8 protein-coding genes are annotated in these 14,405 nt (G+C 40.5%); 7 read left to right on the forward strand and 1 reads right to left on the reverse strand.

Annotated elements, in window-relative coordinates:
* Positions 1–2: 2 nt before the first annotated feature.
* The 4 genes from AS4_RS19895 (at position 3) to hisIE (ending at position 5,649) form a co-directional block, all read left to right on the forward strand.
* Positions 3–1,622 carry an ABC1 kinase family protein gene (locus tag AS4_RS19895; protein WP_096735269.1) on the forward strand — a complete coding sequence of 540 codons (1,620 nt, stop codon included), beginning with the start codon at positions 3–5 and terminating at the stop codon, positions 1,620–1,622.
* A gap of 130 nt (positions 1,623–1,752) precedes the next feature.
* The gene (locus AS4_RS19900; RefSeq protein ID WP_096735270.1) at positions 1,753–2,835 is read left to right on the forward strand and encodes a patatin-like phospholipase domain-containing protein; all 1,083 of its coding nucleotides are present in this window, start codon (positions 1,753–1,755) and stop codon (positions 2,833–2,835) included.
* A gap of 572 nt (positions 2,836–3,407) precedes the next feature.
* Positions 3,408–4,697, forward strand: coding sequence for an FAD-dependent oxidoreductase (locus AS4_RS19905; protein WP_096735271.1), 1,290 nt, complete (start codon positions 3,408–3,410; stop codon positions 4,695–4,697).
* Positions 4,698–4,863: 166 nt separating this feature from the next.
* Entirely contained in the window at positions 4,864–5,649 is a 786-nt protein-coding gene (gene hisIE, locus AS4_RS19910) for a bifunctional phosphoribosyl-AMP cyclohydrolase/phosphoribosyl-ATP diphosphatase HisIE (protein ID WP_096735272.1), read from the forward strand.
* Between the two features lie 57 nt (positions 5,650–5,706).
* Here hisIE and AS4_RS19915 read toward each other — a convergent pair whose 3' ends face one another.
* Entirely contained in the window at positions 5,707–7,893 is a 2,187-nt protein-coding gene (locus AS4_RS19915; protein WP_004816697.1) for a PhoX family protein, read from the reverse strand.
* A gap of 262 nt (positions 7,894–8,155) precedes the next feature.
* On the opposite strand from AS4_RS19915, the gene AS4_RS19920 reads away from it, so the two are divergent.
* The 3 genes from AS4_RS19920 to AS4_RS19930 all read left to right on the forward strand — a co-directional run bounded on the left by AS4_RS19920 (position 8,156) and on the right by AS4_RS19930 (position 14,402).
* Positions 8,156–9,649: a UvrD-helicase domain-containing protein gene (locus tag AS4_RS19920; protein WP_004725463.1), complete on the forward strand. Its 1,494-nt coding sequence runs from the start codon at positions 8,156–8,158 to the stop codon at positions 9,647–9,649.
* Positions 9,650–9,740: 91 nt separating this feature from the next.
* The gene (locus AS4_RS19925; RefSeq protein ID WP_096735273.1) at positions 9,741–11,114 is read left to right on the forward strand and encodes an ATP-binding protein; all 1,374 of its coding nucleotides are present in this window, start codon (positions 9,741–9,743) and stop codon (positions 11,112–11,114) included.
* A 450-nt stretch (positions 11,115–11,564) separates the two neighbouring features.
* Entirely contained in the window at positions 11,565–14,402 is a 2,838-nt protein-coding gene (locus tag AS4_RS19930) for a monovalent cation/H+ antiporter subunit A (protein ID WP_096735274.1), read from the forward strand.
* The last annotated feature ends 3 nt before the right edge of the window (positions 14,403–14,405 follow it).

Genomic DNA, 14,405 nt, shown 5'->3' on the forward strand with positions numbered 1-14,405 from the left:
ATATGATTCCGCATATTGCCCGTTTATTCGAACTTTGGCGCATCGCCGCGCACTATAGACTCGACACACTGGTCCCTGCGGAAGAATTACCTGAAAAAGCTCGGCATGCTTTAGCTTTAATTCGCTTACACCCTGCGGCATGGTCTAGTAAAGAACGTAAAAATCCGCTCAAGCTTAAAGAAGCATTAGAAGAAATGGGGCCTTTAGCAATTAAGCTGGGGCAATTACTTTCCACGCGTCGTGATTTAATTCCACCTGAAATTTTACAGCAATTGGTTTTATTACAAGATCGGGTTAAACCCTTCGAGGTCAATATTGCAAAAGCGCGTATTGAACAATCGCTGAAAGCCAATATTTCTACAATTTTTGCCCGTTTTGATGAACAACCTTTGGCTGCTGCATCTATTGCACAAGTCCATACTGCTGCGCTCCATGATGGTCGTGAAGTGGTGGTGAAAGTCACTCGTCCAGATATTCGCAGTCAGATTCTACAGGATTTTGAAATTCTGCTATGGCTAGGAGCAAGCTTAGAAAAACGGCTTGAAGCAGCTCGTGCAGTGCATTTGTCTGAAATTATCCAGAATTATCGTCAAGTGATCTTAAATGAACTGGATCTTACACTAGAAGCAGACAATACCCGTCGTATGCGTCATTACTTCACGGGTTCGAGCATGATGTATGTGCCTGAAGTCTATATGGACAGCAAAGATGTTATGGTTGCTGAGCGGATCACAGGCGTTCCCATTTCGGATATTGAAACCTTTGAAAAGCTCGGAATGGATCGTAAAGATCTTGCTGAAAAGGGTTTAACGATTTTCTTTACACAAGTATTTCGTGACAATTTCTTCCATGCCGATATGCATCCCGGCAACGTGTTTGTTGAAACCTTGAATCCAAGCCACCCTCGTTATATTGCCCTTGACTGTGCAATTATGGGTGAGCTATCTAAACAAGATCAAATGACCGTTGCGCGTATGTTGCTTGCGGTCATGAACAGCGACTTCTTACAACTGATTCAAATTGTGCATCAGGCAGGCTGGATTCCACCGGGCACTGATCAAGATGCGCTATCCCGTGAAATGCGTCGCACTGTTGGACCAATGGTATCCAAACCGATGCATGAATTGGACTTTGCGGGTATCTTGATTCAAGTCATGGACATTGCTCGTCGTTTCCATTTAGAAATTCCACCACAATTGATGTTATTACTCAAAACACTGGTGCATGTGGAAGGTTTAGGTACCGATTTATATCCTGAACTCGACATTTGGAAGCTGGCAAAACCGATTCTCACCGAATGGGTAAAAGCACAAATGAATCCTCAGAAGAACTTAAAAGAGTTAGGACAGAAAATTCCTGACTTACTTTTAGGTGCACAGGATTTCCCCACCTTGATGGTTGACAGCTTAAATGGTTTAAAAAATCAATCTGCGTGGCATGCAAAACAACTGCATGAGTTACAAATGATGCGTTTAGAAGTGGAACAGCAACAAAAACGTAGCTGGATTTTCGGCAGTATTATGGCGATTTTGCTCTCTATTGCGATCATTGCACCGTGGTATATTTCAATTGTCTTGATTGTCTTAGCCACTGTTTTAGCAGTTTGGCGGATTGCCAAGTAACATGATTCAGCCTATTCAATGAATAGGCTTTTTTGTCTATGACTGCTAAGTCACCGAGTGACAGCTCTCGCCATTGTTCAATCTATCACGCACTCTAAAATGAAAAATATTCGTTTGAGTGAGTGAAATCATGACCCAAATTCTACAAAAACGCCCTGCAGCAATCACCTTACGTGCAGGCTCACTCGCCAAACAACACATACAACAAGAAGGCTTATCTGCACATCAAGTCGATATGATTCCCGGCGCAGCTGGCGGCCCCAAAGGCATTGGTTTAATGGGCTTGGATCAAGCGATTTTCGGTGATTTTCTACAGCGTGCCAAACAACGACGTTTTTTAATTGGTTCATCTGTTGGTGCATGGCGCTTTGCTGGAATTTTAGCGCAAGGTGAACTACTTGGTCCTGAGCGTTTGGCGGAGTTATATATCAACTTGCCCTTTCATAAAAAGATGACCATTGCAGAGATTGAGAAAATATCTCGCGAGATGCTGTACAGCATTTTAGACCAACACAGCCAAAAATTGGTCGAACATCCCGAATATCACCTTACGATTATCGCAGCCAAAGCAGAACATTTATTTCAAAGTGATCAAAAGTTTGCACTGTATAGCTCCTTACTCGGTATTATCGGCAGTAATGCAATTTCAAGAAACCATCTGAATAAATTTATGCAACGAGTCATCTGTCAGCCTGCTCAGTTCCCACAATTTAAAATTCAGGATGACGCTTTTAAAACCCATTATTTAAATTTTAATCAGCACAATGTTGCGGATTGGCTGATGGCCTCAGGTTCGATTCCGGCAGTTACACCTGCGGTAAAAAATATTGCCAATGCGCCACAAGGCGCGTATCGAGATGGTGGTTTGATCGACTATCACATCGATTTGCCTTTTGAAAGTAAAGGGATTGTTTTATATCCACATTTTGCCGACAGTATCATCCCAGGCTGGTTTGACAAAATGTTTAAATCTCGCACAGCCAATCCTGCAAACCAAGCACGGACTTTACTGATCTCGCCTTCTCAAGACTATCTAAAATCTTTGCCTTTAGGACGGTTACCGGATCGTAAAGATTTTGTGATGAAAGGTCTGGATGATCAGAAGCGAAAACAGTTGTGGAAGCAGTCTGTGGCAGAAAGTCAGCGGCTAGGTGATGAATTTTTAGAAATGCTGGAGAAACAAAATTTTGCTGAAGTGATGCTAGATTTATAATTATTACACCCCATTGACCACCTCATCTAGCGGTGAATAAATATGATTTTCAATAGCTTAAATACATCATACCTGCATTCTCGATGACTTGAGATATCAGCCTGAGACATGAGTCATGGCTCAAGCTTTAAATCATGTATTTTGCATTGAATTTAATCCGTATCTGGCCTCGTCTATAGGCGTTGATTTTTGGCTAAGATCCATTAGGGTCTGTTGACATTTCATAAATGGTTTGGGTTGTAGGTTAAAATTGAGCATGAGACGTATACGTCGTAAAGCAGGAAACGAAGAGAATAGCGAGACTATTTTCGAGTTTCATAACGTGCTGAGATAATTTTAGCCACAACCCTTCGGGACTAGCGTGTTTTTTGCCGCTACGTCGTTACGAACTACTTATTTAGAATAACTAAATTTCGTATTTCGCGCCTAGTATCGCCTAAAAAACACACGTCGTCGCAAACGTAGACGAATTGTCAACAGACCCTAGTAAATAAAGAGCTTGATTCAAATTACTGCTTGTTAATTCCCTGCTTTTTGTTAAATTTAAATCATTCAAAGCACTTACTCTAATAATGAATCAAACTAAAACGCCAAAATTTGCCATCGTCGGTGCAGGAACAGCAGGGCTTGCTGCAGCAATTTTACTCGCACAACAAAATATTCAGGTTACTATTTTTGAGAAAGTATCTGAGCTTGAACCTGTCGGTGCAGGCTTATTGCTTCAACCGTCTGGACTTGCAGTTTTTGAGCACTTAGGTGTGCTTGATGATGCGGTTAAACTCGGTGCAATGGTCACAGGCTTAGAGGGACAACTCGCCAATGGTTTTAAACTGGTAGATATCCATTACGCCCAAGCCCATCCCGATTTTTATGGTTTAGGCATTCATCGAGCAAGCCTATGTCATGTCTTGCAAAACAAATGCCATGAATTTCCTGAACTGATCACTTGGCACATGAATGCCGATATTGAAAAACTTAAAGAATCAGCAGATGAAATCCAAGTTTTGGGTAGGATCAATGGTGAATCTTTTGATAAAGTCTTTGATAGCGTTATTGTTGCCAATGGTGCGCGAAGCCAATTAAGACCAATCGAATGGGTTAAAATCGATCAAGCCTACCCTTGGGGCGCGAAATGGACCATTGTGCCTGAATGTTTGCAGCTTGATACTCAAATTTTGCACCAATTTTATGATCGCTCCAAGATCATGATGGGAATCTTACCTACAGGCGCAATTCCCTCTCAGCCCAAGCAACGACTTTCCAGTATCTTCTGGAGTCTTCCAACCGATCAGCTTGGAAATTTTTTACCTCATCAACAAGCCCGTGCTGAGTGGTTAAAAGCGCTATCCAAACGCTGGAAGCCCGCTGCTGAATGGTTAGAGCAAGTGATCGCCAATCCTGAAGAGAAGCAACAATGGCTTTCCGCCCATTATCGTGATGTGGTGCTGTCTAAATTTGGTCAAGGACGTATCGGTATCATCGGAGACGCTGCACATGCCATGAGTCCACAGCTTGGACAAGGTGCCAATATGGCGCTTTTAGATGCATGGGCTTTGGGACAAGCAGTTCAAGTTGCCCGAAACAATCAAACGATCGATTATGCAAAGCTATGGCAGTGCTATCACCAACATCGTAAAAGCTCATCTGCATTCTATCAATTTTTAAGCCGTTTACTGACGCCCCTATACCAGTCTGATCTTTGGTGGGCAGGTGGTTTACGGGATCTAAGCTTCTCTTGGATGTACCGTATCCCTTATTTTCGTAAAGAAATGGCAATCACTGTGTCGGGATTAAAATCGGGTATGTTTAGTCAAATGAAGTATGAAGATATTGCTCGATCGTCTTTGGCAAGGGAAAAATAATGTGCACTCAAGTTGCTGATTCAGTAATTTTAAAGTATGAGCAAACGTTTTAATCTCGACTCAATCCATAATCAATATTTTCCTAAAATGCTGGAAATAACGTACACTATGCAACCGCTACCATGTCAACGTAGCGCTCTTTCTTTTTATAACTTGGTGAAATCCTATGAACAATCTGCAATGGCTCGATGAAGTAAAATTTAACGAACAAGGACTTATTCCTGCTATTGCACAACATCATCAAACTGGTCGTATTTTGATGGTGGCATGGATGAACCGTGAAGCATTACAACTGACTGCTGAAAAAATGCAGGGCGTTTACTTTTCTCGTTCACGAAATAAATTATGGTTTAAAGGCGAAGAGTCTGGCCATTTTCAAACTGTTTATGAAATCCGTTTAGACTGTGATGCAGATGTTATCGTTTTACAAATTGAACAGCATGGTGGAATCGCCTGCCATACAGGTCGAGAGTCTTGCTTCTATCGCAAGCTCACTGCAACGGGTTGGGAAATTGTCGATGCACAATTAAAAGATCCAAATGCAATATACGGTGAAAAACCTTCATCGAATCCACATACTATTGCCATGAATAGCTCCAATGCGCAGGCTGAACAAGTCGAAGTCTTGGGTTATTTAGGCAAAATGATGGCTGAACGTAAAGCAGCTGATCCAGATTCTTCTTATGTGGCAAAGCTTTACCACAAAGGTTTAAATAAAATCTTAGAGAAAATTGGTGAAGAAAGTATTGAAACCATCATTGCCGCAAAAGATTTTAAATCTGAAGCGTGTGACGATCATAAAAATGATCTGATCTATGAAGTTGCAGATTTATGGTTCCATACCATTGTGATGCTTGGTTATTTTGAGTTGGATGTGCAATTGGTACTTAACGAGCTTGCACGCCGTCAAGGGCTTTCTGGCTTAGTTGAAAAAGCCAATCGAGATCATTAATTTGGGATTTATAAAAAAAGCAGCGAAATATCGCTGCTTTTTTATTCAAAATCGAAATTAAGAAGATTTTTTCTCAACCGAAGGTGCAATTGGGTCAGCCGTAATATAACCAACAGCCGCTGCGAACTTGTTGTTATAGTTGGTGTTAATCGCTGCATCAAGTTGAGCAAGCATGTCTTTACTTAAACCGTTACGTGAACCATCTTCATTATCTTTATAGAAGCGATACCATTCATCACCTGGATGCTGGAAGTTACTCATGATATATGTCCAGCCATTTACTTCATCAACAGCATGTAAACCTGTTGATTCCGCACCTGCTGGTGCAGATAAAACACGATCCAATTTCTTCGTATCTACATTATAAGCCCACAAGTAATTATTCAAATGATTACCTGAGTCTTCACCAATAAATAACACGCGTAACTTTTCAGAGAACTTCAAGTTATCAGGACTAGCAATTTGTGATGGATCTGCAGTATTCCCGAAACTATCAAAACTGATGTCTTTTCCTTTAAGCAATACGCTTGATTCACTTGGAACCCATTCACTATTAATTGCTACATTTGTGCTGTCGATTTGTCCGCCAGACAATTTATGCTCTAAAATACCACCAGCGGTAATTTTAGGAAACTTCACATTGTGCTCAGCAAGATAACCACTACCGCCTTCAACCATTGAGTCAACAATGTTTGCTAAAGCAGAGTAAGCTTTTTTATCTGTGGTATTTACTGTTGTTCCTTCATTTTTCGTCAATGCCATCGATGCACCAACAAAAGCAGCATAGCGATGTGTTTCAAGGAATGCTGCTGCAAGTTTAGTTTTATCAGAGTTATCTTTCAATTTCAGATAAACACCTGTTTTACTTAAATAAGTAAATTTAAAACCTTGAGCTTCCAATTCTGCTTTTTGGTTGGTCTGTTGCGTTTTCAAACGGGCTTTTGCTGCATCTGCCAATAATTTTTGGTCAGCAGTTGGTTTTGAAGCATCAATTGCTTGTTTTTCATCAGCCGTAGCATCTGTTGGATATTTTGCAATCTGTAATTTTGAATCAAAAATATCAGTGGATTTAATACCACTTTTAATCAAGTTTTCAATCTCTGCACTGGTTGCGTGACCGAGTTTAATCCAAGAAATTTTACCCGATGTTGTATCGGTTAATTGCGTTGTGTATTTTGCAACATACAGTGTTCCCGCAGATAAATCTTTTTCCTTATCTGCAACAAACATAAACAAACCACCATTGGTATAGTCATCACCCATAAGTACTGTACGATTATCCGCAAATACTTGTACCAACTCATGTGAAATACGACCTAGGCAGTAATGCTTTTTCACTGAACCTGTACCATCAGCTTTTACTGTAATTTCAGGCAAATGCCCATAGTTATATGGATTTGCAGAGGTCTCATCACCATATATATTTTTACTGAATGCTTTAAGTGTCGCTGCTGATTGACCTAATCCCTGATTAAATGCATCTGGCTCGTATTCTTCACTTGAAAGATGTGTTCCCCAAGGTGATAAACTCGCACCACACGTAATCCATAGACCATGTGCACTAGACGTATCTACATTGTGGTATTTAATTAAAGTTAAATGACCTGTTTTAGGATCTTGATCTAGAGTAAGGACTGCAATTGGTGATGACAACTTACCATAAGTATCTCCGCCTGCTTGATCTTTAGTAAGGTATTCAAATTGAACCACATGGAATACTGGATTTCCTGTTACACCCAAAGCTTTTTTATCGGCATCGGTAAAGTCTTTGCCAGTTGCTTGTTTAAAACTGATTAGAGAACTACCATCTGGACAGTCAGAGAAAAATTGGCGCTCTTTGCCTGCTACAGATCTATCGATAATAGGTTGGTTTTTAATATCATAATAACCACCTGCTATAACTTTACCACCTTTACCATCTGGAACTTCAGTACCTGTTAAGAAGAATGGCTTATATCCCAGTTGATAAGTAGTTGAGCTACCATCATCCCAATTAATCGAAAGTTTTGAAGTACATGTTGTAGTAGCCATTGCTGCAACAACTGTCGGTGCATCCATTGGTATAAATGTTGCAGATTTTAATTTAGCTGGATTGATCGGTGGTTTAACTGCAGTATTTTTATCATCATCATTACAACCTGCAAGTGTGGCTGAAGTTGCCATTGCCCCAAGTGGAAGAAATGGAATGCTGGCTAACCAAGTAAGCACTTCACGGCGTGTGTGTCGGCTGGCTGAATTTGTCATAACTTTATCCGAATATGTTTTAGAATTTTCCCGTGCTCAGTTTAGAAAGCAGTTATGACAATCTAGTTTCACTTTTAAGTCATTTTAAAGACAAACACCCCAATACCTCATATTATGATAAAAATGATCAGGATACGGCCCAGCAGATTCTTAGCACAGTCGTTTAAATAACATCTTGTTAGATTTCACCCTAGTGCTGAGCAATTTTTGCTATACTCTGTCCCATATTGAATTTTCAAGCTAATAAGATTTTATAAATACTGTGCCTTATTCTTTTACACCCACATCTGAGCAAAGCTTTGCAATCGCAGAAGCGAAAAAAGGACAATCATTTAAAGTGATTGCCTATGCTGGCACAGGTAAAACCACGACTTTGCAGTTAATCAGTGATGCGATGACGGAGCGCCGTGGGATGTATTTGGCCTTTAATAAGGCAATTGCCACTGAAGCACAGAATAAATTTCATCAAAATGTAGATTGCCGAACCTTCCACTCTTTGGCGTTTCGTAGTGTGTCGCGTGGAGTCACCGATAAATTACGTCTACCACGTTTAAGTCCCAGTTTTATTGCCAAAGAGTATCGTCTCGAACCAATTACGCTTAGACGTTTAATGGGCGGGCGTTATGAAAAGTATGTGCTAATGCCCAGTCGTTTGGCGAGTTTAGTTGCCAATGCTGTAAGCTATTTCTGCTCGACCAGCTCACAATATCCAGCACCACGTCATATCCAAGCACCGAGTTGGCTGCATGCAGATGATATTGAGTCTTTACAAAAACATCTTTACCCTGCAGTAGAAAGACGTTGGTTAGAGTCGATTGATACCAATCATCAAGCAGGCATAGGTCATGATATTTATTTAAAACTCTGGGCATTATCAGATCCATTTATTCCAGCAGATTATGTACTCTTTGATGAAGCACAAGATGCTGATCCATTAATGCTTGGTATTTTATTGCGTCAGCGTAATACCCAAGTGATTTATGTCGGTGATGCCCATCAACAAATTTATGCATGGCGTGGTGCGGTCAATGCCATGCAACAAATGCCACTCCCTGAATCTCGTTTAACCACTTCATTCCGTTTTGGTGATGCGATTGCAGATGTGGCCAATCATTTGCTCGGTGCATTGGATGAAACTGTGCCTTTATTGGGCAATCCTGAAATGAAATCGAGTGTGGTCAATAAACCACATACTAAAATGCGTGATGCGATTTTATGTCGTACCAATGCACGTGCGATGGAGTTGCTTCTTTCTGGTCTCGTGCAAGGCGATAAGGTTGGACTACAAGCCGATCATGCAAAACTCAACCGTTTTGTTGATGCGGCAAGTTTGCTTAAACAAGGCAAACGTGTTGTGGATGTGCCTGAACTGGCTTGGTTTAACTCTTGGCATGATGTACATGAATACTGTGAAACCAATGACGGTAGTGATATCAAACCCTTAGTCAAATTGGTTGACGATCACGGTACGGAACCACTCAAAAAAGCACTTGCTAAAATAACCCCAATAGAGCAAGCTGATTATGTGATTTCAACTGCACATAAGGCCAAAGGGCTAGAATGGAATCGTGTACATATCGAAGATGATTACCAATTTAAAATAAACGGTTTAGAACATAAAATCAGCGATGAAGAATTAAGACTGTTATATGTTGCCTGTACACGGGCGAAGGTTAGCTTAAATATTCATCACATCTATGATCTCGTGCAACAATTGAAAGTAAAAGCGCCATTTAAAAATAAAGCAACAGCATAAGGGTTTTGAGCAGTTCATCTGTATTAGCGAAAAAATCGCAAGGTGAAAATATCAACAGCTTTTATGCTGTCCGTCAATGTTCAGGTATCCTATGAAACTAGCAGCAATTCATTTTCGCCATACATACCATTTTGCTGATTTAAAAATAGACTTTAATTATAAAAACAAACCAATCAGTTTAATTGTTGGCGAACAAGCCAGTGGAAAAACGGCAATTATTAAAAATATTTACCAAGCTTTGACTTGGTTTCCTGCACGTCTAAAAGATTTGCGCACACCTGGTGTGGTGATGCTTGACCAAGACATTATGCAAGATCGAGTGCAATCCAAAATAGATGTTAAAATCAGTTTCCCAATAGAGTTTGGTCAACTCGTAGAAAGCACAGCAACAGCAGAACAAGATCCGCAAAGTTGTCATTGGCAATTATATAAAACCTTAAATAGTTCTGGTGTCGGCATCAGTAAAGTTGACTTAGTACAACTCGAACAATTGGTAGAACGTTATAATCTGGTGCTCAAAAAAGATCCTGTACAAGGCTTACCTTTAATTGCCTACTACCCTGCTGAACGATTTGTAAATGAAGTGAATATTCTCAATAAAAATAATCCTATTATTTTACAAGCGCACAATGCCTATGAATTAGTGCCAATTCCATATACTACCTTTGCACGATTTTTCGAATGGTTTCGCGAAATCAGTGATATCGAAAATGCACAAATCGCGCAACTTTTTCAAAGTGTGTTAGCGCAAAAAGAATCGTCAAATCAAAGTGATGAGAATTTTCAAAGTATTTTATTTCAAGCCCGTGCTCAATTACATGCCCCCAGCTTAAAAGCCTTAAAGCAAAGCTTGAGTATCGTCCTTCCTGAAGTCACAGATCTCTATTTAGAGTATCAGCCCAAATTACAACTGATGGTCACTTATAAAAATCAAAGTCTGACTTACTCACAACTGTCGAATACAGTCAAAAATTGGCTGGCCTTGGTCGGTGATTTGGTGCGTCGTATGTGCATACTCAATCCTTTAAGCCTTTATCCTTGTAAAGAAGGTGAAGGCATCTTACTGATTGATCAAATTGATGTTGATTTAGACCAATTTGGCCTACAGTTAATTCTCGATCGTTTAAATCAGGCCTTTCCTCGTTTACAGATCATTGCTACAGCCAGTCATGAAGAGCTGCTTGAGCAAGCCGACGAATATCAATGTTTTAAACTGGACAATAAAAAGCTTTATGAAATTCAGAACAATAAAGTATGGCAAGAATACCAAGATATTTATGCAAACTTGCTCAAAGAAGTTCCCAAAAGCGCTGAACAGGATTTGCTTGAACCCGAACCCAATCTACCAGTAAATGTTCAACAGCTTTTTGAGCAGTTTAAACACCTCAGTGAAGAACAAAAGACCGAATTAAAACGTTTAATGCAGTCTGGTGATGACCAAACGTCACATAAGTTCTTATTATAGAAATACCTCAGCCTACACCCGTCAATAGCAGACAGTGAATGATCATCAATCGTATGACACTGTCTTTTATACTCCATTCTCAAATCATGAATATATTCACATTCATATTCATTGTTCTATAAAATTCCAAACGCACTAGATTGATGGTTACCGCATGATTTTCAAGCAGCAAAAAGTCATATGAAGCGTATAATTACAAATGTTTGCGTAAAAAACGACAAAATAAATTGATGTTATTCTACTCATGTAATAAGATGAAAAAATCAATTTAAATTAGATTTTTCAATGCAAATTGATTTTCTAATCGCTTTCTCAAGTTGCGCAACACAACTCATTTTTTAATTACTAATTTAATTCGGCTTTCAAGATTTAAGTTATTGGACTGTTCCTTGCATTCCTCAAATCCTTGAAAGATAAGATTCACATAGGTTTCACGACCTATTCACGACAATGGATACGCGTGTGCTTCCGATTATTATTCTTTTACCATTAATACTTGGCACTATCGTTGTTCTGTGGCTGAAGCAATTCTCTCGCGGGGTAACAGCCTTAGGGGCAATCGGGGTCAGTTTAAGCAGTTTTATCCTGCTGCTGACTCAAGCGAAAACAGTATTAAGTGGACAAGCCGTTTTAGAGCAGTGGCAATGGCTACCTCAAATTGGTATTGATTTTAGTTTCCGATTAGATGCTTTAAGTTTAATTTTTTCATTGCTGATCACGGGGATTGGCACACTGATTTATATCTATGCCTATTATTATCTAAACCCGAAAAATTCGCTGAGTAAGCTCTATGCATTGTTGATGCTGTTTATGGCCGCAATGCTGGGTATTTCCTTGTCGAATAACTTAATTATTTTATTGGTTTTTTGGGAACTAACCAGTATTTCATCGTTCTTGTTAGTAGGCTATTGGAGTAACTACGACGCCGCGCAACGTGGTGCACGGATGGCACTGACCATCACTGGTATGGGTGGCTTAGCCATGCTGGGTGGATTTATTCTGATTGGTCAAATCGCAGGAACCTATCAAATTGACCAACTCACCATGATGGCGAGTACAATTCAAAATAGTGGTTTATTTGTTCCCGCTTTATTGTTGATTTTATTGGGTGCGTTTACTAAAAGTGCGCAATTTCCCTTCCATTTTTGGCTGCCCAATGCCATGGCAGCGCCAACCCCTGTCTCAGCCTATCTGCATTCAGCAACTATGGTAAAAGCAGGGATTTTTCTGGTTGCGCGCTTATTGCCAATCTTTGTTGGCTCGGCACTGTTCCATAATCTTGTCACCACAATTGGTCTGCTGACCTTATGTATGGCGGCATTTTTTGCCATATTTAAAGAAGATTTAAAAGGTTTACTGGCCTATTCAACCATCAGTCATTTAGGCTTGATCATGTGCCTTTTGGGTATAGGCTCACCTTTAGCCGTGGCTGCTGCAGTTTTCCATATTATCAATCATGCAACCTTTAAAGCGGCATTATTTATGCTCGCTGGGATTATTGACCATGAATCTGGTACACGGGATTTAAGAAAGTTAAGTGGGCTTTGGCAACTTCTTCCATTTACAGCAACATTAACCATGATTACCGCTGCAAGTATGGCGGGTGTACCTTTGACCAATGGCTTTATCTCGAAAGAAATGTTCTTTACTGAGCTGTTGGCAAACTTATCTGGTGGCTATGTTGTGTTGGCAGCGATTGTTGCGACATTGGCAGGTTTATTTGCGGTTGCTTACTCGGTTCGCTTGATACATGGTGTATTTTTTGATGGTGATGTGGGTCGTCACGTTCCCAATAAAAATGCCCATGAGCCACCAATGGGTATGCGAGTCCCAGCAATCATATTGGCAACTTTATGTATTTTAGTCGGTATCATTCCTGCGCTGCTGGTTGAAAATATTGTCAATGCCGGAACACGCGCATCAACACAAATTGCCAGTTTTGAAGGGGTTCATTTAGCCATCTGGCATGGTTTTAATTTACCGTTACTGATGAGTGCAATTGCCTTAATTGGTGGTGTGATTTTTTATTTCGCATTGGCCAAAGGTGGGCGAATTCGTGAAATTGATCTTGATCCACACTTAGGCCGTTTCCAAGGCAAATTATTATTTGAAGATTTCCTTAAAAATCTCCTGCTGATTTCACGCAAAATTAAGAAAAAAACTGAAACTGGCTCATTACAAAATTATTTATTGTGGATTTTGGCCTTAAGTATTGCCGTGGTTGCCACGCCATTGATCAACCAAAATTTAACTACAGGAACACGTGAACTCACACATGCACCCTTTACTGCAATCGTGTTATGGCTGTTATTGTTCTCCGCCTGCTGGATGATGCTGTGGTTTCACCATGAACGTATCAAAGCAGTTCTGATTAGTGGTGCAATTGGTTTGGTCGTGACAATGATTTTCATCACACTCTCTGCGCCAGACTTAGCACTGACACAAATTACTGTGGATGTTGTCACAACAGTGCTGTTGTTGATGAGTTTATCACTGCTTCCTCAATTAACCCCTTATGAGTCCAGCCAAACCCGTCGTTGGCGTGATGCAGTCATTGCAATTGGTGGCGGTATTGGTATTGGTTGGATTACTTGGTTAATCATGACACGTGATCATAATTCGATTTCATGGTTCTTTGTTCAGCAGTCGATTCCGTTAGGCGGTGGCTCAAACATTGTCAATGTCATTCTGGTTGATTTCCGTGGTTTCGATACCTTTGGTGAAATTGCCGTATTGGGCATTGCAGCCATTGGTGCGCTGTGCATGATGGATGGGATGCGTGCACATGGTACCACGATCACTCAAGGTCTGAGCTATCGTTTCAATCCATCGCCGCTGATGTTCCGTATGACAGCTTCATGGGTACTGCCGATCGCACTTGTGGTAAGTCTGTATATTTTCCTACGAGGACATAATTATCCAGGTGGTGGCTTTATTGCAGGCTTAATTACTTCTATGGCATTGGTGATTCAATATATCGCGATTGGACAAGATCAGGCTGAAAAAATGCTGCGTGCTCAATCTGGTCGTTTATACGAAATCTGGATTGGTTTAGGGCTGATCATTGCTGGGCTTTCAGGTCTGGCTTCATGGTTCTGGGCACGTCCATTTCTCACCAGCGCACATGTTTATGTGGAATCAGGGCTGTTTGGCAAATTCCATCTGGCCTCTGCTGCCGGATTTGACCTTGGCGTATACGTCACGGTTGTTGGTGCAGCAATGTTACTCATTTCTGTTTTAGGCGACTCTAGACATTCAAGCATGTCTGGTCCAGTACCCAAGGAGTAATGC

The organism is Acinetobacter guillouiae (assembly GCF_002370525.2).
GTDB classification, from domain to species: Bacteria; Pseudomonadota; Gammaproteobacteria; order Pseudomonadales; family Moraxellaceae; genus Acinetobacter; species Acinetobacter guillouiae.

Excerpts from the sequence above, each read along its gene's own strand:
- AS4_RS19895 (WP_096735269.1), top strand. The coding sequence starts at position 3 with ATGATTCCGCATATTGCCCGTTTATTCGAACTTTGGCGCATCGCCGCG.
- AS4_RS19900 (WP_096735270.1), top strand. The coding sequence starts at position 1,753 with ATGACCCAAATTCTACAAAAACGCCCTGCAGCAATCACCTTACGTGCA.
- AS4_RS19905 (WP_096735271.1), top strand. The coding sequence starts at position 3,408 with ATGAATCAAACTAAAACGCCAAAATTTGCCATCGTCGGTGCAGGAACA.
- hisIE (WP_096735272.1), top strand. The coding sequence starts at position 4,864 with ATGAACAATCTGCAATGGCTCGATGAAGTAAAATTTAACGAACAAGGA.
- AS4_RS19915 (WP_004816697.1), bottom strand. The coding sequence starts at position 7,893 with ATGACAAATTCAGCCAGCCGACACACACGCCGTGAAGTGCTTACTTGG.
- AS4_RS19925 (WP_096735273.1), top strand. The coding sequence starts at position 9,741 with ATGAAACTAGCAGCAATTCATTTTCGCCATACATACCATTTTGCTGAT.
- AS4_RS19930 (WP_096735274.1), top strand. The coding sequence starts at position 11,565 with ATGGATACGCGTGTGCTTCCGATTATTATTCTTTTACCATTAATACTT.